The sequence below is a fragment of the Nocardia abscessus NBRC 100374 genome (assembly GCF_000308455.1).
Classification (GTDB): domain Bacteria; phylum Actinomycetota; class Actinomycetes; order Mycobacteriales; family Mycobacteriaceae; genus Nocardia; species Nocardia abscessus.
On the sequence record NZ_BAFP01000104.1, the window covers coordinates 76477 to 99877 of the forward strand.

The following is a 23401-nucleotide window of genomic DNA, read 5'->3' on the forward strand; positions in this document are numbered from 1 at the left end:
CCGAGAGAAGAGACAACCGCGAAGACATTGTGTACCGGCGGGTAGCAAACTTCACGGCTCGCCGCAGCGGCACCCAGTACAGTACTGATAGGTAAGAAACTGGGAGGTGTCCATGCCCGGAGGGCGGCCGCGCAGCTTCGACATCGATAGCGCACTGGATCGAGCGCTGGAGGTGTTCTGGCGATACGGCTACGAAGGCGCCGCGCTGTCGGATCTCACCGCGGCGATGGGCGTCAACCGTCCGAGCTTGTACGCCGCCTTCGGCAGTAAAGCCGAGCTGTTCGATCGCGCGCTCGAACGCTATGTCGACGGACCCGGACACTACGTCGCCGAAGCCCTCGAACTCCCGAGCGCCCGCGCGGTCGCCGCCGCCTTCCTGCGCGGCGCGATCGAGCTGACCACCGGGCACGACAGCCCCGGCTGCCTCTCGGTGCGCAGCGTCCAAGCCTGCGGGCCGGAGGCCGAGCACAGCCGCAAGAGCGCGGTCGCGATCCGCCTCGCGGGCGAGGCCGCGCTGCGGCGGCGTTTGGAGCAGGCACGCGCCGACGGGGACCTACCGGAGGACAGCAAGCCGGCCGACCTCGCCCGGTACCTCATGACGATCTCCGACGGGATCGCGGTCCAGGCGGCCGCGGGCGCGAAACCGTCCCACCTGCGCCGCACCGTGGATCTCGCACTGCGGTCCTGGCCGCAGCCCTGAGCGCAGCCCTGGACGGGCCTTCGCGCACTTATCGCTGGTGCTTATATTCCGCTTGAGCTATATTGCCCATATGGCATCAACGTTCGAGGCGCTGGCGGAGCCTCGCCGCCGGGAGATCCTGGACCTGTTGCGCGAGCGAGAGCGACTGGTCGGCGACTTGGTCACCGAGCTGCGCTTGGCCCAGCCCACAGTGTCCAAGCACCTGAAGGTCCTGCGTGGCGTGGGTCTGGTCGACGTGCGTCAGGACGCGCAGCGCCGCTGGTACCGGTTGCGGCCGGAACCGCTGGCCGAGATCGAGGCGTGGCTCGCGCCTTACCGGCGAATGTGGGAGGCGAGCCTCGACGCACTGGAACGCCATCTCGACGCCATGCCCGACGAGAAAGGACAACCGTGAACGATTCCCGAGCTAAGCTGCACACCATCGACGGCGCCCCTACGCTGCGTTTCGAACGCAGGCTGGCGCATCCACCGGAAAAGGTCTGGCGCGCGATCAGCGACCCGAGCGAGATGGCTGCCTGGTTTCCGGCAACGGTCACGACCGCACTGCGCCCCGGCGCGGCGATGCGCTTCACTTTCGCCGAGGCGCCCGAGACGGTCGACAGCGCCTCCGACGGCGAGGTGCTCGAGGTCGATCCGCCCAAGGTCTACATGTTCCGATGGAACCAGGACGTGCTGCGATTCGAGCTCGTGGCCGACGGGGACGGGACACTGCTGATCTTCACCCACGTCCTCGGCGGCGGCCCGCGCGCACGGCTCGGCGCGGCCAGGTCCGCGACCGGCTGGGACCGCTGCCTGTCCGCGCTCGCCGCCGCGCTCGGCGACGCGCACAGTGCACCGGACACGACTTTTACGGCCGACATCGAGCGCTATATCGCGGAATTCGGGCTCGACGTCGGCTACTGCGACGAGGTCGCCGACGGCTACGTGCTGCGGTTCGCCCGCGACCTGGTATGGCAGCCGCTGGAAACGTTGTGGTCGCTGCTCGTCGAGGAGCAGACGCCATCCGTGGGCGCCGTTCCACCGACGCGGTCGACGAATCAACATGTCTCGGCAGGCGAAATCGTCGATGTCGAGCCGAACCGGTCGATGGAGTACGAGTGGCGGCACGACGGCGCCGTCGCCGGCACGGTGCGCTGGTTCTTCGATGCCGACCCCGACCTCGGCGTGCGGGTCGAACTCACCCAGACCGTGCCGTCGCACCTGGCGCGGCTGCGGCCGACCCTGCTGGCCGCCTGGCACGTGCACCTGGAGCTCTTCTTCGCCGCCACCCAAGGCGACATCCGCTGCCCCTGGCCCACCGACCGGGTCGCCGTACTCACCGAACGGTATGCCGCAGACCTCGGCACGTAGGCCGATGCCCGAACACCATGCCATCGGCCGGTCGGCGACGTTCTCACGCGCCGCCGACGGAATCCGCTGTGCCCGTACGGCTTCGACCCCATCCGGCGTCCGTTCTCCGATCCACGGCCGCCCTGGGAGCGCCGGAACCGCTTCGAGCCCGCGCCGGTCGTCAGGGGCGGTTGCGATGGCGGATAGCTCCGGATTCGCGGATCGGTCCGCGCAAACGACCCCACGGCCAGGTCCGAACTGCTTACGATCCCGGGACAGTTCGCGAAACACGCACCTGACCGGCGTGGAGCCGACCCGCGTGCCCCGCACGCGTCGACCGCGTCGCCGAAGAGTCTGCTTCCTGGAGTCACGCCTTTTGTCCATGCCACAGTCCCCGCAGAACACCTCGGCGAGCCCGAAAGACTCGCCCGTCCAACAGGGTTCGCCCATCGACAACGACGGGCCTCGGGTCGCCGTGTATACGGAGGCCTTCGCCGCCGACCCGCACCGGGCCTACCGCGAGATGCGACGCCGATACGGTTCGCTCGTGCCGATCGAACTGGCGCCGAACGTTCCGGCTACGTTGGTGATCGGCTACTACACGGCGCTGCGAATCCTCAACGACCCGGTGCATTTCCCGTCGGACCCTCGGATCTGGCAGCAGGACATTCCCGGTGAGTGCCCGATTCTGCCGATGATGGAGTGGCGACCGAACGCGCTGCGCAGCACCGGATTCGAGCACCAGCGCTACCGGCAGGTGAATGTGGCGAGTATCGGCGCGGTAGATCTGCACGTCTTGCATACGATCACCGAACAGATCGCCGGTCCGTTGATCAACGCCTTCTGCCAGGACGGCGCGGCGGATCTGATCAGCCAGTACGCGTTCCCGCTCACCTTCGCGGTGCTCAACTCCGTGCTCGGCTGCCCGCCGGAGATCGGCCAGCAGGTCGCGGTGGGCATGGCCGCCATCTTCGAGGGCGTCAACGCGGACAAGGGCAACGCGATGCTCGCCGACGCGCTGTTCGATTTGGTGCAGAGGAAGCGGAAGAGCCCCGGTGAGGACATCACCTCCAGGCTGTTGCGCCACCCGGCGGGCCTGGACGACATGGAGATGATCCACCAGCTGGTCACGCTGTACGGAGCGGGAATCGAGCCGCAGCAGAACCTGATCGCCAACACCCTGCGGTTGATGCTCACCGACCGCCGGTTCGCGAGCGGTGTCTTCGGCGGCAGCCTCTCGACCCGAGACGCCCTCGATGAAGTGCTGTTCAACGACCCGCCAGGGGCCAATTACTGCTTCAGCTATCCGAAACAGCCGATCCTCATCGATGACGTGTGGCTGCCCGCACACCAGCCTGTCGTGATCAGCATGGCCGCGTGCAACAACGACCCGGCGATCCACACCGGCGAATACACCGACAACCGAGCGCATCTCGCCTGGGGGGCCGGGCCGCACGCCTGCCCCGCGCGATCGATGGCCTATCTGATCGCGCAGGACGCCATCGACCAACTACTCGATGCCCTGCCCGAGATGCGGCTCGCGGTCGCGGCGGACGCGCTCAGCTGGCGACCGGGTCCATTCCACCGCGCCCTCGTGTCGCTGCCGGTCGTCTTCCCCGAATCGCCTCCCATGCCCGCGTTCGGGTAGGCCGATCGAATTTTGTTCGCGCTGATCGTGATCGGTGGCAAGCGCGCCGCGACGGTGGAGAATCCACGCGGCGCAGCCGTGCAGCGCTCATCCGACCGACCACGTCAGGAGCACAGGTGACCACATCCCTTCCGGTGCACATCGAGCACGCGCGCGATATCCATCCCGACATCGACGTGCCGCTGGTTCGAGAAGCCATCCATCCGGAACGGGCACTGTGGTCACCCGCGCAACTACACCGGTTGACCAGCGAGGTGGCCGCGGAATTGGCGACGCCACTGCTGGACATCGTGCGATTCGACCCCGAACGGCGCTGGTGGACGCGCCTCGCCTTGACCATGGGCGTCGAGGTGTGGCTGTTGTCGTGGGCTCCGGGACAGGGCACCGAACCGCACGACCACGGCGGCGCCTCCGGCGCGTTCACCGTGACCGTCGGTGAACTCGGCGAGGAATACCGGCACCTCGGCGGCTCCGTCCGGACGGCGGAGTGGCGGGCCGGTGACACGATCGGATTCGGCCCCGACCGAGCGCACCGGCTCCGCAACGACAAACTGTGGCCCGCCGCGTCGGTGCACGCGTACTCGCCGCCGCTGCGACCGGTCCGCAAGTACCGTACGCTGGCGGACTTCGCAGGGACGTCAGCGAGTGGAGTGGGTGAACGATGAGTACCGGCGCCGAAGACATGATCACGCGAGCCAGAGCACAGCTGGAACGGGTCGCGCCGGAGCAGGCCGCCGAGTTGCAGTCGCAGGGGGCACTGATCGTGGACATCCGGCCGTACGCGAACCGGAGCGAGGAGGGCGAGATCCCCGGCGCCGTGGTGGTCGAACGGATCGTTCTCGAGTGGCGCCTCGATCCGAACGGCGACCACCGGCTACCGGGCATCACGTCGGACACTCCGGTGGTGATCATGTGCAACGAGGGCTACGCCTCCAGTCTCGCGGCCGCCGACGGGCTCCGTCTCGGGCTGCGTCGGGTGACCGACCTCGTCGGCGGCTTCCGGGCCTGGAAGGCGGCGGGCCTGCCGGTGGTCCCGGGCGGAAGCCCGGCCGTTCCGTAGCGACGCCACGCCGACCGGCTACGACTGGCCCGCCGCCGGTGCACCGTCAGTAGACGTACACGACGGCGTTCTCACCGCCACTGCACGTGACGACCGATCCTTCGGTTCGGCAATTCATCGTGTAGGCCTGGCCGGTGACCGGACTGGTCGCGACGACCGTGCGTGGTGCGTCGCGGGCGCTGTTCTGCGACGTACCGAGTTCTGCGTAGGCCTTGCGCACCTCTTCGGCGAACGCGCAACTGGTCATCGCCGTCCCCGTCGCCGACTGGGTGAACGACCCGGAGGCCGCTCGGCCCTGGCCGCACGGCTTCGCACCCGCGGGTAGCGCGACCGAAGTCGGCGCGGCCGAGGTGGACCTCGCGGGCCGCGGCGACGTACTGCTCGGCGCCTGGGTACCGGGACGCGCGGTCGGCGCGGACGCCTCGGACTGGGCGGCGGCCGAGGTCGGCTCGACGTCGCCGGAGCCGAACGACTGCCAGGCGACGGCGCCACCGACGGTCAGCGCGACGATGGCGAAAACGGCCACCATGATGGGCATGGCGATGGATCGGCCCGAACGCGATGCGGAGTAAGCGGCCTCGTCGTAATCGTCGTAGCCGTACCCTGGTTCGTCGCGGCCCACTGGGTCGCCGATGTGCGCGGGGTAATCACCTCGCGGCGGATGAACCGCGCCGACCGCGTGCCCCTCCTCCCCCGCCGGTGTCAGGTACTGCGTCGGAGCCGAGTCCGGCGCGGGTAAATAGTCGGACATCCCGTGTGGGGCGCCGGCGCCGGATAGCTGTCCGCGATCGGGATATTGCCTGGCCTCCGGGTAGTTCTCCACTCCTGGATGACGCTGCGTCTCGGCGAAGGCTCGATCCGGGGCCTGCGAATACGCCTGCGGCGGCAGTTCGGAATACGCCTGGACCGTGGTCGGTTCCGCGTGGGCCGGCGTGAAATCGGGTTCTGCCGGTGCCGAGTCGCCCGCGTACGCCTGCGCGGGATCAGCATAGTTCTGCGGATACACCTGCGTCGGCGGGGCCGGATAGTCCGGTGCCTGCGGATATCCGGCGGCATCCAAGTACGCCTGGGTCTCCGGGTACAGGTGCGCGTCCGGGAACGGCCGCATCGGAGGCAACTCCACCTCGGGCGGGTACGGCGCTCGTGGACCGAGCGGCGGTGCGGGCGCGTCCGCCGACGGGATCGGCGTGAACTGGGTCTCCGTGAGGCGGACCACTGTCGGCGCGCTCGGGTGGATCACCGCGGGCAGCGACAACTCGCCCGTCGACTCCGGCGTGGCCGCCGCACCGGGACGCTGTGTCCGGTCCGGCGCGCGCACCACGAGCGTGGGGCCGGTGGCAGGCGCCGCGGCGAGCGCGGCGCGGGCGGCCCTGGCCAGCGCGGTCGCGGTCGGAAAGCGATCGGCCGGATCCTTGGCCATGCCGCGACGGACCACCTCGTCCAGCCCGGCGGGTATGCCGCCTGCTTGTGTGCTCGGGCGCGGCGGCGGGTCGGACAGATGCGACTTGATCAGCACGTTCATGCTGGCCGACGGGAAAGGTGTGGCGCCGGTGAGGCATTCGTGCAGCACACAGGCCAGCGAGTAGACGTCGGCGCGGCCGGTCACCGGCCCGACGTCGAAGCGTTCCGGGGCCATGTAGACGTAGGAGCCGACGGCCATGCCGACCAGGGTCACCGCGCTGTCGCCCTCGGTGTGCGCGATCCCGAAATCGGCCAGATACGCGAAATCCGCCTCCGTGACCAGAATGTTCGCCGGTTTCACGTCGCGGTGCACCAGGTTGCTCGCATGCGCGGCGTCCAAGGCCGAGGCGATCTGCTCGATGATGCCGACCGCGCGGGCCGGACTCAACGGGCCCTGGTTGCGCAGCAGCGTGCGCAAGTCGACGCCACGGACCAGCCGCATATCGATGAACAGCACACCGTCGATCACGCCCCAGTCGTGGATCGGGATGACGTGCGGTTCGGCCAGCCGGGCGGCGGCCTGCGACTCGCGACGGAAACGCACCTGGTACGTCGGGTCTTTGGCGAGTTCTTCCGACAGCAGCTTGACCGCGACCTCACGGTTCTTGACCGTGTCGTATGCCTCGTATACCTCCCCCATTCCCCCTTTGCCCAGCAACGACCGCAGTTCGTACGGCCCGAACCGTGTTCCGGTTCTCGGCCCAGGTTCCTGCACCCGTCCTCCTCCGCATCCCGGGCAGCGATCGCACACCGAGATCACGCGGTGCGCATGTGCCCGTCAAACAGTGGATTCTCCGGGTGTCACCACCCCCTGGTCAAACGCGAACACGATCGCCGCGGCTCGATCCCGCAGCTCGAGCTTCCCGAATATATGTCCCACATGGCTTTTCACGGTCACTTCCGAGATGCCGAGTTCGCGAGCTATTTCCGCGTTCACCCGGCCGCGCCCGATCAGTTCGAGCACCTCGTACTCCCGCGCGGTCAGTTCGGACAGGCGGGCATCGGTGGCGGTGCGTACCGGGCGCACCGTGCGATAGGCCGACAGCACGCGACCGGTCACCGAGGGATCCAGCCAGGCCCCGCCGCCCGCCACCATTCGCACCGCGCGGATGAGATCCTCGGCGGGCGAGTCCTTGAGGATGAATCCGGCGGCCCCCGCGCGCAGCGCCCCGGACAGCAGCTGGTCGTCGTCGAAGGTGGTGAGCACGAGAACCGGCGGGGCGCCGTCGCGCGCCCGCAGCATCCTGGTCGCGTCGATGCCGCCGACCCGTTTCATCCGCAGATCCATCAGCACCACATCGGGGCGGAACTCCGCGACGGCCGCGGGCACTTCGTCGCCGTCCGCGCACTCGCCGACCACGAATCCGTCGCGCCTGCGCAGGATGCGGCGCAGACCGCCGCGCACGAGTTCCTGATCGTCCACCACCAGCACGGTCACCGCGTCTTCGCCACTCGCGGGCGAGGTCATGCTCACGACTGCGCCTCGCTCACGTCCGGCACCGTCCTGCGCGACGGCGCGCTGTGCTCTCGGTTCACTCGCCGGCGCTCACTCACGAACCTCGCCGGGGCGCGCACGGACGGCATCACGAGCCGCTCGACATGTTCAGGGCTGCCGCCTCGCCGGGCGCTCGGACCCCTCGTTCGCGACGGCGAGCTGTGCCGTCTGTTCACTCGCCGACACTCGCTCATGTGCTCTCCCGTCCGGTCGTCGCGGCGCCGGGCGGCGCCGGACACGAGAATCCGCCGCGGCCGGGCGCGAGCGGGATACCGGCGCGCACCGACCAGCCGCGGTCGGACGGGCCCGCGGTCATCCGGCCGCCGAGCAGTTCGGCACGCTGGCGCATGCCGGAAAGCCCCATGCCCGCGCCGCGCTGCGCGGGCAGCCCGGCGGGCACGGTGTTGTCCACCGTCAGTGTCACCAACGTCGCGTCCACCGCGAGCCGGACCCGCGCGGACGCACCGTGCGCGTGTTTGACGACGTTCGCCAGCGACTCCTGACCGATCCGGTACAGCGCGAGCCCGACCGCGGGTGACACCGCGCCGAGATCGCCGTCGCGGTCGTAGCGCACGTCCAGACCCGCCCGCACAAAATCGCCGATCAGGTCCTCGATGTCCTCCACGCCCGGCTCCGGGACCTGTTTCCAGGGCCGCGCGTCGAGCAGGCCGACCGTGCGGCGGATGTCGGCCATCGCCTGCCTGCCGAGCCGCTCGGCGTCGGTCAGCGCCTCCACGGCTTCGTCCACGTCGCGGTCGGTCTGCAGCGCGTGCCTGGCGGCGGTGAGATGCAGCAGCGTGACACTGAGCGAGTGCGCGATCACGTCGTGCACTTCGCGGGCGATCCGGTGGCGCTCCTCGTCGGCGGCCTGGGCCGCGCGGATGTCCTGGTAGCCACGTTCCTGGTACAGGAAGCGGCGCTGATATTGCAGCATCAGCCCGGCCATCCAGCCGAACGCGATGCCGACCAGGTAGGTGGGCAGCCCCTCCGGCACATGCCCGATCGCGTCGAAGGCGACCAACTGCAGCATCATCGCGACGGTGACCGGGATGCTCACCCGTTTCGGCGCGATCGCCGCGATCTCACCGGCGGCCGCCACCAGGACGAACGGCGCGAAGTCGGCCGCGACCGGCTGGGCGAGGAACAGCGCCTCGGCCGCCATGGCGAGCACACCGAGCAGCAGCGGGCGCGGCAGCACGCCGAGCAACGCGTGCAGCGGACCGAAAGCACAGGTCAGCAGCACCGCGATGATCGGAAGCAGGGTCGGGAAGTAGCTGTGCCGCTGCACCGCCGCCGCAATCGCCACGGCGAACACCGCGACATCGACGCTGACGATGATCGACGGCGGGTAGTCGTAGGGCAACTCCTCGACGCTGCGCCGGAACGCCGCGACCGGATCGCGGGCGAACTCGGCGCACCGCTCCCGGATGCGCCGCATCGAAGCCCGCACGCGGCCGGCGCGAGGCGTACCGGGCGGCGCTTCGGATACGCCGGTCGAACCCATTCTGTAAGGCTAGCCGCCGCGTCCTGGCCGGTACATCGTCCCGCGAGCGGGCCGCTCCTCCTACCGTGGGCGGAGACGCATTCGGGTCCCTGGCACGACGACAACAACGCGGTCGCGTCCGTAGCGTTGGCGATAGTTCACAGAGGAAGGCGATGGCCATGTCCTGGACGGATCAACACGCTCGAACCGACATCGTGCACACCGTGCTCACCCGCGCGGCGCTCGACCCGGCCGATCCCGACCTGTTCGAGGGAATCCCCGACCTGGATCGGCTGTTCGGCGACGCGGACGGGCTACTGCTCACGCTGCGCTACCGGTGGAATCTCCATTTCGCCGCGAAACTCGACCAAGGGCTGACCACGATGGAGGCCTATCTCGAGCTGGCGGCCGAACAGCCGGTGCTGCGCGGTCCTCGACGCACAGTATCGTCGCCGCAAACTCGCGTCGGAGGCCATGGCGCGGTAGCGCGCGACGAGGAACGAAGAACTTTGATCGACCGTACGGAGCGGGGGACGACGATGCCGGAACCGGCAATGCTGGAACTATCGGGCGTGACGAAGGAGTACCGGGTGGGCGGCCAGGCGGTCCGCGCGCTCGATGACGTCGGATTGCGGATCGAGGCGGGAGAATTCACCTCCATCATCGGGCCCTCCGGTTCCGGCAAGAGCACGCTGCTGCACCTGCTCGGCGCCCTGGACAGTCCCGACACGGGCTCGATCCGGTTCCGCGGCGAGGAGATCGGCGCGCTGGACGAGGAACAGCAGTCGGCATTCCGGCGTCACCAGGTCGGTTTCGTGTTCCAGTTCTTCAACCTGCTGCCCACGCTCTCGGCATGGGAGAACGTGGCGATCCCGAAACTGCTGGACGGCACGGGTTTGCGCAAGGCCAAGCCGCGCGCCCTGGAACTGCTCGATCGCGTCGGGCTCGCCGAGCGGGCCGAACACCGCCCCGCTGAACTGTCCGGCGGGCAGATGCAGCGGGTGGCGGTGGCGCGGGCGCTGATCATGGACCCGCCCCTGATCCTGGCCGACGAGCCCACCGGAAACCTCGACTCCAAGACCGGCGCCGCCATCCTCGAACTGCTCGGGGAGATCGCCGGTTCCGGTAGTTCGGTGGTGATGGTGACCCACGATATGGGCGCGGTCACCTACTGCGACCGGGTGATCACCCTGCGCGACGGACGGATCGGGTCCAACGACAAGGTCGAGCGGACGGTCAACGCATGAGCGGTCAGGCTCGGAGTCGGCAGCGCAGCGTCACCACGCAGGGCCCCGCTCATGCGAAACATGAACACCGCATGAGCGGTCAGGCTCGGAGTCGGCAGCGCAGCGTCACCACGCAGGGCCCCGCTCATGCGAAACATGAACACCGCATGAGCGGTCAGGCCCGGAGTCGGCAGCGCAGCGTCACCACGCAGGGCCCCGCTCATGCGAAACATGAACACCGCATGAGCGGTCAGGCCTGGAGGCGGCAGCGCAGCGTGACCATGGAGCGCACCGCATGATCGGCGCCGCGTGGGATCGCCTGCGGCTGTTCAACATCGGCGAGCTGCTCGCCCATCGCGGACGCACCCTGATGTCGCTGGTCGTGATGGGCGTCTCGGCGTCGCTGCTGGTCGCGGTGCTGAGCATCTCCGGCTCGGTCACCGGCTCGGTGGACAAGCTGACCCGCGGCCTCGGCGGCAACGCGCAGTTGGAGGTCAGCGGGATCACCGACGCGGGCTTCGACCAGCAACTGCTGCGGCAGATAGCGACCACGCCCGGCGTCGCGGTGGCGGTGCCGATGCTGCGGGTGCAGGTGGGCACCGGCGCCGATCGCGCGCTGCTGATCGGCGCCGACTCGAACATCGGCGCGCTGGGCAGCGAATTGCCGATGAGCGCTTTCACGGGAAAGCTGCTCTCGGTGCCCAACGGGGTATTGGTGGGCACGGGGCTCGGCCGCGCCGAGGGTGAGCAATTCACGCTGGGCGGCACGACCGTCACCGTGGCAGGCGTCCTCGACGAGGAGACTTCCCGGAAACTCAACGACGGTCACCTCATCGCCGCCCCGCTCGGGCTCGCGCAGAAGGTCACCGATCGGGCGGGACGGCTGGATTCCGTGCAGATCATCCCCGCCGAGGGCGCCGACCTCGCGCAGGTGCGCACGGCGCTCACCGCTGTGGTGGAGGGCCGCGCGGTGGTGGCCGAGCCGAGCTTGCGCACCGCCCAGGCGGGCGGCGCGGTGCAGATCGTCCGCTACTCCACCACCATGGCGTCGGCCGCCGCGCTGATCGTCTCGGCGTTCCTCATCTACAACGCGATGAGCATGGCGATCGCCCAGCGCAGACCGATGCTCTCGCTGTTGCGCGCGATCGGCGGCAAACGCGGCCCGATGGTGCGGGACTTGCTGGCCGAGGCCGCGCTGCTGGGGGTTCTCGGCGGCGCGGTCGGCGCGGCGCTGGGGGTGTTCATGGGCAGTGTCGCGATCGGCACGCTGCCCACCGCCATCGTGCAGTCGGTGGAGGCGCGCACCGAATATTCGGTGCCCTGGTACGTGATTCCGTTCGCGGTCGTAGCCTGCGTGTTCACCAGCGTGCTCGCGGCGTCCCTCGCCGCGCGTCAGGTGTACCGGGTGCGGCCGATCGAGGCGCTGGCTCCGGTCGGGGCCGGACGCGCCGATACGGCGAGCCCGCTGCTGCGCTGGCTGGCCGTGGTGATCGGCGGCGGGCTGGCCGGGGCCGCGGTGCTGATCGCGGGCAGCGATCTCGGCCGCTACTCGCTGACCGCGATCTCGATGTCGTTCATCGCCGCGATTCTGCTCTGCTTCGCCGCCACCGGTCCCATCGTGCGGGCCGCGGCGGGGATCGCGCGCTGGTTCCGCGCTCCCGGCGCACTGGGCGCGACCACGCTGGAGCGCTCGCCGCGGCGAGTGTGGGCGACGGCGATGACGGTGATGATCGGCGTCGGCGCCACCGTCGGCATGAGTGGCGCCTCGAGCAACATGATCGATTCGGCCACGGTCACTTTCACGGATCTGGCCCGCAACGATGTCTACGTCAGCCCGGCCTCGATGGCCCAGTTCCCCACCGGGCCGCTGCTGCCCGAGGATCTGGCGGGCAAGCTCGCCGCGGTGCCCGGCGTCGCACGTCTCAGCCCGGCGCAGATGGCCTTCGCCACGCTGGGCAGCAGTCGCGTGATGCTGCAAGGGTTTCCGCCCGATGCCCGCGAAACCCGCATGCGGATGCTCACCGACGACTCGGTCGCCCGGCTGTCGGCCGGGGAGGGCGTGGCGATCTCCCGGGACGTGGCGCGCTCACTCGGGGTCGGCGCCGGTGCGGACCTGACCCTGCCGACGCCGACAGGACCGCGCACCGTGCGGGTGTTGCAGGTGATCCCGTACTTCTCCGCCATCGCCGGGGTGGTGATGATGGACCTGGAGCTGATGCGCACTTGGTACCAGCGGCCCGGGGAGACGGTCATCGCCGTCGACTTCGAGCCGGGCGCCGATCCCGCCGCGGTGCTCGCGGCGATCCGGCAGGTGGTGCCGCCGGAGCTGCACGTGGACACCGGCGCGGGCACGGTGGTGGCGGCGTCGTCGAGCATTCGGCAGGGCATGGCGATGAGCAATGCCATTCTGTGGATCGTGGTGCTGGTCGCCACGGTCGCGTTGCTCAACACGCTGATGCTCTCGGTGCTGGAGCGGCGCAGGGAACTCGGTGTATTGCGTGCCATGGGCACCGGGCGCCGGTTCCTGATGCGGTCGGTGCTGGCCGAGGCCGCGGGAATCGGAGTCGTGGGCGCGGTGCTCGGTTTGGCGCTCGGCGCGTCGGTGCAGTATCTGGCCACGGTCGCCATCGGGAACGCGCTGACCATCGACGTGACCTACCAGCCGAGCCCGATGCTGCTGGTCTACGGCATGATCGCGCTGGCGCTGGCACTGCTCGGGTCGGTTCCGCCCGCGTTGCGAGCGGCTCGGATGCCCATCGTGGAGGCGCTCGCGGTCGACTGATCCGACGGGTTCACAGCGGCAGGTCGGCGAACCACGCCTTGAACTTCGGCGTGGTGATGCCGAATCCGGAGCTCGGGTTGCTGTCGGTGAGGGTCACCGTGGCGAACAGCAGGTAGCTCGACCGGGCCGGGTCGTCGTCGAAGTCCACGACGAGGTAGCCGTCCGGCGATCCGCCACCGGTCTCCTGCCACCGGTAGGTCGAATACGACTTGCCGGTGTTGCGTTCGGTCGCTGACGTATTCGACGGCAGGTCCTGCACCGCCGCTCGAGCGTCCTGGGGTGAGTTGAAGCCGATGAGGACGTAGTCGGGCTCGGCGATCGGCGTGCCCCAGCAGTTCCAGGCCGTCGCCCATTTCGGGAAGTCGGGTACGCCATTGGCGCTGGACACCTTGCCGCCCGGCTTGGCCGTGCTCAGGAAGCAGGTCTTGCCGCGATAGCCCGGGCCCGAGCCGATGCCGTACTTCGTGTCGACACCCTGCGGCAGCAGATCCGGGAACGCTGTGGCGAGCTTGTCCGCGCCGGACGGCCCCGCGGGCGTCTTGGTGCCGAGGTCCAGCGGCGTCGCGGAATCCGAGAATCCGACCTTCGCGACGACGACGCCGATCCCGACCAGCAGCGTCACGACCACCAGGCCGATCGTCACGATCAGGCCGGTATTCGAGCGACCTTGTGGCGGGTAGCCCGGCGGCTGGTGGGAGGGGTAGCCGATCGGCGGCGGGGTGGGCGCGGAATACGACGGCGCCGCCGGATAACTCGGCTGCGCAGCGGCCGCGGCATAGCCGTCGGAGGCCGGGAAATGCTGTCCACCGCTCGGATTCGGGTTGTACTGCGGTGGCGCGGTGTAAGCAGGGGCGGACGCCGCGGGGACGTAGGTCGGCGGACTCGCCTCCGGCACGGGGTAGGACGGTTGCGCGATGACGGTGGGCGCGGGCTGCGGCTGGTACTGCGCCGCCAGCACGGTCGGGGCGGGTGCGGTGAGCGCTCGCCGTGCCGCCGCGGCGAATTCGGAGCAGGACACGTAGCGGTCGTCGGGTCGCTTCGCCATGGCTTTGGCGATCACCGCGTCGAGCGCGGGCGACAGACCGGCGCGCCGGGACGCGACCGAGGGCGGCGGCAGCTGGAGATGCCCGCGGATGATGTCGGCCGGGGCGGGTGCGTCGAAGGGAGCGACGCCGGTCAGCAACCAGTACAGCGCACAAGCCAGCGAGTACTGGTCGGAGCGATGGTCCAGGTGCGCACCGGTCATCTGTTCGGGCGAGGCGTAGGCGAGCGTCGCGGTGAACATGCCGGTCTGGGTCAGGTGCGTGGAATCCTCACGCAGGCGGGCGATACCGAAATCGGTGAGGAAGACCCTTTCGCCGTGGCCACCCACCGCGCGGGCCAGCATGATGTTCGCCGGCTTGACGTCGCGGTGCAGCACACCCATCCCGTGCGCGTAATCCAGTGCGGACGCGACGCCCTCGATGATCTGCACGGCCCGCTCCGGCGGGAGGCTCTGCGGGTTCACCGTCGCCGCGTCGACGCCGTCGACGTACTGCATGGAGATCCACAGCTGGTCGTCCTCCGTGCCGCGGTCGTACACCGCGACGATGTTCGGATGGTCCAGTTGCGCCGCGAGGTCGGCCTCCCGCTCGAACCTGGCCCGCACCTCCACGTCGGTGAACAGCTCCCGGTTCAGCAGTTTGAGCGCGGTCTGCCGGGGCAGTCTGGGGTGACGGGCGAGGTACACCGATCCCATGCCGCCCTGGCCGAGCAGCTTTTCTATGGTGAACCCGGCGAACACCGCACCGCTGTCGAGCAACACGCCCCCTTCAGGTGACCGCGGCGCCCGGACAGGCACGTCCGAGCGCTTTCCTACCGATCCTGGAGCTTACCGGGTGACGCCGTGGCCACGGGGTTTCGAATTCTCCGGGAAGATCGGCAAAACTATGTTCGAGACATCGTGCCGTCGACACCGTCGCGTGCCGCGGCGATGTCTCTCGTCCGGTCACCGACCGGACGGGCCCGATGAGCTATTTTGCACCGCCGAACAACAGCGTGAACACGCCACTGGTGGTGGGGAGGACTCGGTGGTGAGGTCGACGGGATCCGCTTCGACAGGTCGGTCGGCGCTGCGCGCCGCGGCGATGGTGGTGCTGCTCACGCTGACCTCGTGCGCCTTGTTCCCCGGCGACCGGCCCGTCACCGACACCCCCGCCGTGGTCGTCGACACCGCGGGAGCCTGGCGGCCGAACCTCGCGGTGTCCGTGCCCGACTCGCTGGCCGCCGACTTCACCCAGTTGCAGCCGCAGCTGGCCGGGCAGGTCGGCATGGCGATCATCCCCGTCGGGGGCGGCCGGATGACCGTCTTCGGCGACTGGGTCAGCGGCATCGCTTGGTCAACGATCAAGGTGCCGCTCGCGATCGCGGCGCTGCGGCACGACCCCCAGGAAGGAATCCTCCACGAGGTGGAGGCCGCCATCACCTGGTCGGACAACGGTGCCGCCGAGACGCTGTGGCAGTCGCTGGGCGACGGGCTGGAAGCGGCCAAGGCGGTCCAGGACGTGATCGATGAAGCGGGCGACGCCACGACCGGTGTGGCGGGCCCGCGAACCACGCTGGACTACACCTCCTTCGGCGGCACCGAATGGACGCTGGCCAATCAGGCTCGCTTCGCCTCCCGCCTGCCATGCCTGCCCGAGTCGTTCCAGGTCACCGAGCTGATGACGGAGATAACGCCCGAGCAGGCATGGGGTCTGGGCGTGCTGGAGGGCACGGCCTTCAAGGGCGGCTGGGGGCCCGACGACGAGACCGGCGTCTACACCGTCCGCCAATTCGGCCTGGTGCCGGTGCGGTCCGGCATGATCGCCGTGGCGCTCGCGGCCCAGGCCGATTCCGGAAGCTTCGAGGACTCCACCACCATCCTGAGCCGGATGGCGCGGATGCTCGGCCGCCATCTCGACGAGCTGCGCGGCGGGTCCTGCGCACCGCTGTGAACCGGGTCAGCCCGGGGTGACCAGGCCGGTCTCGTAGGCCAGCACCACCGCCTGGGCCCGGTCGCGCAGATTCAGCTTCGAGAACACCTTGGAGACATGGGTTTTCACGGTCTGCTCGGCCACGAAGAGGACCTCGGCGATCTCGGTGTTGGACATACCTTTCGCGATCAGTTCGAGCACTTCCCGCTCGCGGGGAGTCAGCGCGGACAGCTGCGGCGCCGGCTTGGCGCGGGCGCTGCGGCGGCGGGTGACGTCGGCGATGAGCCTGCGGGTGACCGTCGGCGCGAGCAGCGCCTGGCCGTCGGCGACCACGCGCACCGCGCGCACCAGTTCCTCGGCGGGCGCGTCCTTGAGCAGGAATCCGCTGGCGCCGAGGCTCAACGCCTCGTAGACGTAGTCGTCGACGTCGAAGGTGGTGAGCATCAGCACGCGCACCGGCGGGTCGAACCCGGCGGCCAGGATGGCGCGGGCGGCGTCCAGCCCGTTCATCTGCGGCATGCGCACGTCCATCAGCACGACATCCGGGCGCAGCCGCTTGGCCTCGGCCACCGCGATCTTGCCGTCCGCCGCGTCGCCTACCACGCTGATGTCCGGCTGCGCCGCGAGCAGCGCACCGAACCCCTGCCGGACCATCGCCTGGTCGTCGGCGATCAACACCGTAATTGCCACCCGCTCACCCTAATTGCCCCGCCCTACTGCCCGCCGGGCCCGTTCGACGGCAGAGCCGTCATCTGTGAGACGTGGCACACACGACCCGACCCACTCTGATCGACCCGAGCCCGCCTCGTTCACACCGCCCGAATCGATACGCCCAGCAGGCTCGCCCGGACGCGATCCGTCGGCACGTCTCGACGGCGGCAGCCATGACGCCTGCGGCTCGCACCGCGCTCACCCGACGGCATCTCGGTCGGTCTGCCGCACGCGACTGGACCGATTTCGGAGACGACCCGCGCCCGAACCCGACGCGACGCGGCCGCCAGACGGACAGGAGCCCGCTCAGCGTTGTGGTTCGCCGTTCGCGGCGGCACCGACAACAGCGGCCGCTTCCGGCACGCTGATCGGAAAGCGCGCGTGTACCCGGAATCCACCGTCCGCATGCGGCTGCGCTGTCACCTCACCGCCCACGGCGAGCGCTCGCGCCTGCATGCCGGCGATGCCGTGGCCGCCGTTGCCGACCGGCCGCGCGGGCGTGGCTCCGGGCTCGTTCTCGACGTCGAGCAGCAGCTCCGTATCGCGTGCGATGCGCACCAGGACCGGCGCGCCCGGGGCGTGCCGGGAAGCGTTGGACAGCGATTCCTGGGCGACGCGATAGAGAGCGAGTCCGGTGACCTCCGGGACCGTCTCCAGCGCACCGTCGACGGTCCACTCGATGTGCACACCCGCGCGTCGCGCGCCCTCGAACAGGCCGATCACGTCGGACGCCTTCGGCTGGGGCGCGTGCTCGGGCAGCTGACCGTCGCTGCGCAGTACGCCCAGCATGCCCCGGATCTCGTTGAGCGCTTCGCGCGCCGTGGCGCCGATGGACTCGAACTCGGCACGCGCGGCCGAACCGACGCCCTCCACCCGGTACGGCGCGGTCTGCGCCTGCACCACCACCAGGGACATGTGGTGGGCCACGACGTCGTGCAGGTCGCGGGCGATGCGCGCCTTCTCCTCCAGGATGGCGCGGCGGGCCCGCTCCAGCTCGTTCTGTTCCTCTTGACGCTCAAGTTGCCGCCGCGACAGCGCCAGCCAGCGGATGAGCAGGCCGAACAGCACCAGCGCGGCCAGCGCGATCGGCCAGCCCCATGCGGCGTTCGCGAACGCGTCCCCTTCGCCGGGCATGGTGGTCGCGAACAGCAGGGCCGTCGCCGCCCAGGCCACCGCCACGATCTGCCCCGGCGCGCGCAACGCCACCGCGAACAGCGTCACCAGCAGGCACAGCACGTGGACCACCTGGAACGGCAGCTCGTTGTTCGGCTGATGCGGAATGGCCAGCGCGATCACCAGCGCGGAGCCCGCCGAGATGGCCCAGCCCAACGCCGGGTTGATCCGGACGAGCAGCACCGGGAACGCGGCGAGCGCCGCGATGAACGGCTGTGCCGCGGCGGGCACCGCGTGGGTCAGATGCAGGGTCGGCCAGGCCACCGTGTACCAGATCAGCGCGACCAGCACCGTGCCCAGGTCGAACCAGGTCCGCGCGTCCAGCCGTCGCGTCCAGGCGCGACTTTCTCGGTTCATGCCTACGACACTAGGAACTGCCCGCGCGCCGCGGCCTCATACCCACGGGTGATTCCGGACCGATACCCCGGTGCGAGAGCGCGCGGAGGGCTCACCCGGCAGCAGCGGACGCGGAACATCCCCGGGCGTGAGGCAGGTGCGGAAGCGGGGACCCTAACGTCGTCGCCATGAGCACACCGACCAGCGCCGGGCGCGAGACCCGGTCCGCATCGGCCGCAGGAGCCCGAAATCATTCCGCCGCAATCTCTTCCGTCACCGCTTACACGAGACGCTACGCGGCGCTCACCGCGACGGCGTTGACCGCCGTGGCAACGACGGTATTCCTCGCCCCCGCCCCGCGGGCCGCCGCGGCGGCCGCGCCGATCGAGAGCACGCAGGTGAGCGCCGCCGTCGCCGAACTGGCCGGAGGCGGCCCCGGCGCGCTCACCGCCATCCCCCCGGACTTCGTCGCATCGTTCGGCTACCGGCCGAGCACGCTGGACGGTCTGCTGGTCAATCCGCGCGGCGACTGCTCGTCTCCGGTGACGCTGCCCGCCGAGTTCGACACCGCGTGCAAAGCCCACGACCTCGGCTACGACCTGCTGCGCTATGCCGACCAGCGAGGCGAACCGCTGGGCCCGTGGGCACGGCAGGCCCTCGACGCGACGTTGGACCGGCAGATGCACCAGGCCTGCGCGGCGCGCGTCGATCCGTTCTCCCGTGCCCGGTGCGATGCGATGGCGTCGATCGCGAACACCGCCGTCGACTTGAATTCGCGGCGCCAGGACTACGGCGCGCCGGTGGTCGAATCCCTGCTGGGCGCCGCCGATACCGGATCGACGACGAGCTGGAAGCTGCTAGGTGTGCTCGGCGCCGGGATCGCCGGTCTGAGCGCGGTTCTCGTCGTGCGCAATCGACGGAGTGTTCCCGAAGCCGTGGCAGATCTGCCGTATGGCACCGGCGCGGCAGTGGTACGGCGATGACTTCGTCCGTCCCGGAGTTCCTGGATCGCCGCCCGTGGGTCGCCGCCGCGATCGGCCGTGTCGTGCCGCCGCGGATCGGCACGACGCTCGGCATCGGAACCGGTGTCCTGGCCTCCTTGGCGCCCGGTCTGCTTCCGCGCACCCCCAGCGCGCAAGCCGTACTGACCGGGCTGCTTGCGGCGCTCACCCTCGGCGTGGCCGGAGTGCTGCGAGTCATCTTGCGGCGCTGCGCTTTCGACATCGACCAGCGGCAGCCGTGGGTACGGCTGCCGCTGCTGATCGCGACGTCGGTGCTGGTGGTGGGCGCCGCGGCGAACGCAGGCCATTGGCAGAACCGGCTGCGCGCGGCGATGGGTACGCCGCAGATCGGCGCGGACTACTGGGTTCGGTGCGCGCTGGGCGCCGTCTTGATCATCGGGTTGTTCGTCGGCGCCACTCGCACGCTCGGTTGGGCTCTGGGCAAGCTGGGGTGGGCGCGGGGAGTTTCACTGGCGGCCGTCATGGGGGTGTTGCTGTCCCTGGTCGGCGCGCCCGCGGTGGCCGGATGGCGGGAGTCGGTGTACGCGAGTGCGAATGCCGAATTCGATCCCGCTGTGGTGCAGCCGGTTTCGCACAGCGGGTCGGGAAGCGCCGAGTCGGCGGTGAGCTGGGCGTCACTGGGCGCCGAGGGACGCAAGTTCGTCAGCGGCGCGCCGGTGCGGGCCGTGCGGGTCTACGTCGGCGTGGCCTCGGCGCCCGACTTGGACAGCCGGGTGGCGCTGGCGATCCGGGAACTGGAGCGCTCGGGCGGCTTCACGCGCTCGCACCTGGTCGTCGCGGTGCCCACCGGATCGGGCTGGATCGATGCGAACGCCGTGGCGGGTTTCGACCGGCGCTTCGACGGCGACGTCGCGCTGGTCGGGCTGCAGTACTCCTACCTGCCGAGCTGGGCGACGTTCGTGTTCGGCCGGGACGCGGCGGTGACGGCCGCACGCAGTCTGTTCACCGCCGTGGAACGCCACATCCAAGGGCTGGCGCACAAGCCCCGGCTGTACGTGTACGGGCAGAGCCTGGGCGCCCTCGGAGGCAATGCCGTCTTCGCGGACGACGCAGAGCAAGACGATCGGACCTGCGCGGCCCTCTGGGCCGGACCTCCGGCCAATCACGTCCACCGCGGCGGTGCGACGGTGCTGGCCAACAGCTCCGACCCGGTGATCCACTGGTCGCTCTCCCTGTTGTGGCACGCGCCCGACCTGACCGGCGCCCGCGTCGACGCTCCGGTGCCGCAGTGGCTTCCGCTGATCAGCTTCGCGCAGACCACCGCCGATCTGCTCGCCGCGTTGCACGCTCCCCCGGGCCACGGCCACCGTTACGGCACCGATCAGGGCACCGCCCTCGGTTCCTGCTGAGCCGTTCGGCGCGGCACCCGCACGGAACCGTCATAGAACATGTTCTAATTTGCGCATGGCCTTTGTCATCGACCTCGCCGTCGACATCGACGCTCCCGCCGACCTGGTGTGGCAGGTGATCACCGACTTCCCGCGCTACGGCGAATGGAATCCCTTCGTCCCGGAGTGCCGCAGTTCGCTGGTGCCCGGCGAGCCGATCGACATGCTCGTCCGCGTCTCCGGGTCGCGCCCGCGCAAGCAGCGGGAATGGATCCGTTCGCACACACCGGGGCGCGAATTGAGCTACTCGATGAAACCGGTGCCGCCGGGCGCGCTGCACAGTCTGCGCTCGCATACGGTGACGCCGCTTACGGACGACCGCACCCGCTACGAGTCGCACTTCGAACTCGGCGGATGGTTGCATCCGGTAGTTATCGCACTGCTCGGCAAGAACCTGCGGCGCGGCTTCGAGGGCATGACCGACGGCATTCACAAGCAGGCCGAGTCACTGCGCGCTTCCTGAGGGCGGCGGCCCGAATTCACCTGGCCCGCATAGCGAATCGCAGAGCCGCTCGCTTCCACGCGGGGAGCGAAGCGGCTCTGCGACGAACGTCAGGCGATGGCGCCGCGGGCGGCCTCATAGGCGGCGCCCACCCGGTAGAGGCGGTCGTCGGCGAGGGCGGGCGCCATGATCTGGAGCCCGACCGGCATGCCGTCGTCCTTGCTCAGGCCGGAGGGGACCGACATGGCGGGGTGACCGGCCAGGTTGGTGGGCAGGGTGCACAGGTCCGACAGGTACATGGCCAGCGGATCGTCCACCTTCTCGCCCAGCTTCCACGGCGTGAACGGACTCGTCGGCGAGACGAGCACGTCGACCTGCTGGTAGGCGTTGTCGAAATCGCGAGCGATGAGCGTGCGCACCTTGAGCGCCTGGCCGTAGTAGGCGTCGTAGTAGCCCGCCGACAGCGCGTAGGTGCCGATCATGATGCGCCGCTTGACCTCGGGGCCGAATCCGGCCGCGCGCGTGGCCGCCATGACCTGCTCGGCGCTGTGCTGCCCGTCGTCGGCGACGCGCAGGCCATAGCGCATGGCGTCGAACCGCGCGAGGTTGGACGACACCTCCGACGGCATGACCAAGTAGTAGGACGACAGCGCGTATTCGAAGTGCGGACACGACACTTCGACCACCTCGGCGCCGAGATCCTTCAGTACCGCCACGGCGGCGTCGAAGGAGGCGAGCACGCCGGGCTGGTAGCTGTCGGAGTGCAGTTCCTTCACCACGCCGACCTTCACGCCGCGCAGATCGCCCTGCGCACCCGCGCGCGCGGCCGCCACCACCGGCGGCACCGGCACGTCGCGCGAGGTGGAATCGCGCGGGTCGTATCCGGCGATCACCTCGTGCAGCAGCGCGGTGTCCAGCACCGTCCGGCCGCACGGACCGCCCTGGTCCAGCGACGACGCGCAGGCCACCAGGCCGAAGCGCGACACCGTGCCGTAGGTCGGCTTGGTGCCGACGGTCGCGGTGACGGCCGCGGGCTGACGGATCGACCCGCCCGTGTCCGTACCGATGGCCAGCGGCGCCTGGTTGGAAGCCAGCGCGGCCGCGGAACCGCCGCCGGACCCACCCGGGATGCGGGTGGTGTCCCACGGGTTGCGGGTGGGGCCGTAGGCCGAGTTCTCGGTGGAGGAGCCCATGGCGAACTCGTCCATGTTGGTCTTGCCCAGGATCGGGATGCCCGCCGCGCGCAGCCGCGTGGTGACCGTCGCGTCGTACGGCGACACCCAGCCTTCGAGGATCTTCGACGCGCAAGTGGTCGGCATGTCCGTGGTGGTGAACACGTCCTTGAGCGCCAAGGGAACTCCGGCCAGCGGCGAGGCGGGCGCTGCTCCCGAGGCGATCGCGGAGTCCACCGCGGCCGCGGCCTCCAGCGCCTGCTCCCCCGCGACGTGCAGGAAGGCGTGGTAGTCGCCGTCGACCGCGGCGATCCGGTCCAGGTGCGCCTGGGTGACCTCGACCGAGGACAGCTCGCCGCCGTGGATCTTGCCGGCGAGCTCGGCCGCCGACAGTGTGGTCAGGTCGGGCGCACCGTTGTTCATTCGGCCTCTCCCAGGATCTGCGGCACCATGAACCGCTGCTCGTCGACCGCGGGCGCGCCGGAGAGCGCCTCGCGCGGGGTCAGGCCCGGCACCACCTCGTCGGGGCGGGTCACATTCGTCGCCGGATTCGGCGACGCGGTGGGCGGGACGTCGGCGGCGGCGACCTCGGAGATGGTCCGTACGTGGCTCAGGATCGAATCCAGCTGTCCGGCGAACTGATCCAGTTCGGCATCGGACAGCGCGAGCCGGGACAGCCGGGCGAGGTGTGCGACCTCGTCGCGGGAGATGGCGGGCACCGCGGGACCCCTTTCGGCTTCGTTATCAACAGTGCTTGTCAACAGTGCTCAACCCATACAGCCTAGCCATTGGCGACCGGACCGCCGCCCGGCACCCGCGCTTCGTCGGCGCGGCGGCGCGACCGGCGCCCAGCAGGCCCCTGGCAACTCGCCGGGGCGCGCGACACGTCTGCACGAACTAGCCCGACACGCCGCTTTGGCGTGAATTCGCCGAGTGGCATGCGTCACTGGAAGGACTTCGACTCGATAACCGGGCGTAAGGGGTGTAAGTATTGCGTGACCCGGGTATCCGTTCAGAGC

At 69.9% G+C, this 23401-nt stretch carries 20 protein-coding genes; 12 read left to right on the forward strand and 8 right to left on the reverse strand.

Annotated elements, in window-relative coordinates:
• Positions 1-112 precede the first annotated feature (112 nt).
• From ON19_RS21335 to ON19_RS21360, 6 genes are all read left to right on the forward strand, one after another.
• Positions 113-700 carry a TetR/AcrR family transcriptional regulator gene (locus ON19_RS21335; protein ID WP_043695641.1) on the forward strand — a complete coding sequence of 196 codons (588 nt, stop codon included), beginning with the start codon at positions 113-115 and terminating at the stop codon, positions 698-700.
• 70 nt (positions 701-770) lie between these two features.
• The gene (locus ON19_RS21340; protein ID WP_043695644.1) at positions 771-1094 is read left to right on the forward strand and encodes an ArsR/SmtB family transcription factor; all 324 of its coding nucleotides are present in this window, start codon (positions 771-773) and stop codon (positions 1092-1094) included.
• The gene (locus ON19_RS21345) at positions 1091-2050 is read left to right on the forward strand and encodes an SRPBCC family protein (protein ID WP_043695647.1); all 960 of its coding nucleotides are present in this window, start codon (positions 1091-1093) and stop codon (positions 2048-2050) included. Before ON19_RS21340 ends, ON19_RS21345 begins: the two co-directional genes overlap by 4 nt.
• Before the next feature lie 361 nt (positions 2051-2411).
• Entirely contained in the window at positions 2412-3677 is a 1266-nt protein-coding gene (locus tag ON19_RS21350) for a cytochrome P450 (protein ID WP_051169134.1), read from the forward strand.
• A 116-nt stretch (positions 3678-3793) separates the two neighbouring features.
• A complete protein-coding gene (locus ON19_RS21355) occupies positions 3794-4342 on the forward strand; it encodes a cysteine dioxygenase (protein WP_043695650.1) in 549 nt (182 codons plus the stop codon).
• On the forward strand, positions 4339-4737 hold the full coding sequence (locus tag ON19_RS21360) for a rhodanese-like domain-containing protein (RefSeq protein WP_043695653.1): 399 nt from the start codon (positions 4339-4341) through the stop codon (positions 4735-4737). The genes ON19_RS21355 and ON19_RS21360 overlap by 4 nt, the downstream gene beginning before the upstream one ends.
• Before the next feature lie 46 nt (positions 4738-4783).
• On the opposite strand, the gene ON19_RS45000 is transcribed toward ON19_RS21360, so the two are convergent.
• From ON19_RS45000 to ON19_RS21375, 3 genes are all read right to left on the reverse strand, one after another.
• Positions 4784-6913 (reverse strand): serine/threonine-protein kinase, encoded by a 2130-nt coding sequence (locus tag ON19_RS45000; RefSeq protein WP_043695656.1) that lies wholly within the window; start codon positions 6911-6913, stop codon positions 4784-4786.
• Between the two features lie 63 nt (positions 6914-6976).
• A complete protein-coding gene (locus ON19_RS21370) occupies positions 6977-7666 on the reverse strand; it encodes a response regulator (RefSeq protein ID WP_174377716.1) in 690 nt (229 codons plus the stop codon).
• A 217-nt stretch (positions 7667-7883) separates the two neighbouring features.
• Positions 7884-9197 carry a sensor histidine kinase gene (locus ON19_RS21375; RefSeq protein ID WP_051169136.1) on the reverse strand — a complete coding sequence of 438 codons (1314 nt, stop codon included), beginning with the start codon at positions 9195-9197 and terminating at the stop codon, positions 7884-7886.
• Positions 9198-9715: 518 nt separating this feature from the next.
• Between ON19_RS21375 and ON19_RS21380 the strand changes: the two genes are divergently transcribed.
• Both ON19_RS21380 and ON19_RS21385 read left to right on the forward strand, forming a co-directional pair.
• Positions 9716-10423, forward strand: coding sequence for an ABC transporter ATP-binding protein (locus ON19_RS21380; RefSeq protein WP_051169144.1), 708 nt, complete (start codon positions 9716-9718; stop codon positions 10421-10423).
• A 274-nt stretch (positions 10424-10697) separates the two neighbouring features.
• Complete coding sequence (locus ON19_RS21385) at positions 10698-13184, forward strand: FtsX-like permease family protein (protein WP_043695659.1); 2487 nt, start codon at positions 10698-10700, stop codon at positions 13182-13184.
• A gap of 10 nt (positions 13185-13194) precedes the next feature.
• Here the strand turns inward: ON19_RS21385 and ON19_RS21390 are convergent, their stop codons facing one another.
• Positions 13195-14988 carry a serine/threonine-protein kinase gene (locus ON19_RS21390; RefSeq protein ID WP_051169137.1) on the reverse strand — a complete coding sequence of 598 codons (1794 nt, stop codon included), beginning with the start codon at positions 14986-14988 and terminating at the stop codon, positions 13195-13197.
• 268 nt (positions 14989-15256) lie between these two features.
• Between ON19_RS21390 and ON19_RS21395 the strand changes: the two genes are divergently transcribed.
• Positions 15257-16159 carry a serine hydrolase gene (locus ON19_RS21395; protein WP_255218401.1) on the forward strand — a complete coding sequence of 301 codons (903 nt, stop codon included), beginning with the start codon at positions 15257-15259 and terminating at the stop codon, positions 16157-16159.
• 6 nt (positions 16160-16165) lie between these two features.
• On the opposite strand, the gene ON19_RS21400 is transcribed toward ON19_RS21395, so the two are convergent.
• Both ON19_RS21400 and ON19_RS21405 read right to left on the reverse strand, forming a co-directional pair.
• Entirely contained in the window at positions 16166-16828 is a 663-nt protein-coding gene (locus ON19_RS21400) for a response regulator (RefSeq protein WP_043695664.1), read from the reverse strand.
• Between the two features lie 327 nt (positions 16829-17155).
• Positions 17156-18379, reverse strand: coding sequence for a sensor histidine kinase (locus ON19_RS21405; protein ID WP_043695667.1), 1224 nt, complete (start codon positions 18377-18379; stop codon positions 17156-17158).
• A 167-nt stretch (positions 18380-18546) separates the two neighbouring features.
• Here ON19_RS21405 and ON19_RS21410 point away from each other — a divergent pair, with 167 nt between their 5' ends.
• Genes ON19_RS21410 through ON19_RS21420 form a run of 3 tightly spaced genes read left to right on the forward strand, consistent with a single transcriptional unit; the run spans position 18547 to position 21231 of the window.
• A complete protein-coding gene (locus ON19_RS21410; protein ID WP_051169139.1) occupies positions 18547-19341 on the forward strand; it encodes a hypothetical protein in 795 nt (264 codons plus the stop codon).
• Entirely contained in the window at positions 19338-20729 is a 1392-nt protein-coding gene (locus ON19_RS21415; RefSeq protein WP_051169140.1) for an alpha/beta-hydrolase family protein, read from the forward strand. The genes ON19_RS21410 and ON19_RS21415 overlap by 4 nt, the downstream gene beginning before the upstream one ends.
• Positions 20730-20784: 55 nt before the next feature.
• Complete coding sequence (locus ON19_RS21420) at positions 20785-21231, forward strand: SRPBCC domain-containing protein (RefSeq protein WP_043695671.1); 447 nt, start codon at positions 20785-20787, stop codon at positions 21229-21231.
• 89 nt (positions 21232-21320) lie between these two features.
• Here the strand turns inward: ON19_RS21420 and gatA are convergent, their stop codons facing one another.
• Complete coding sequence (gene gatA / locus ON19_RS21425) at positions 21321-22805, reverse strand: Asp-tRNA(Asn)/Glu-tRNA(Gln) amidotransferase subunit GatA (RefSeq protein ID WP_043695674.1); 1485 nt, start codon at positions 22803-22805, stop codon at positions 21321-21323.
• Positions 22802-23101 (reverse strand): Asp-tRNA(Asn)/Glu-tRNA(Gln) amidotransferase subunit GatC, encoded by a 300-nt coding sequence (gene gatC, locus ON19_RS21430; RefSeq protein ID WP_043695677.1) that lies wholly within the window; start codon positions 23099-23101, stop codon positions 22802-22804. The genes gatA and gatC overlap by 4 nt, the downstream gene beginning before the upstream one ends.
• Positions 23102-23401: the final 300 nt, after the last annotated feature.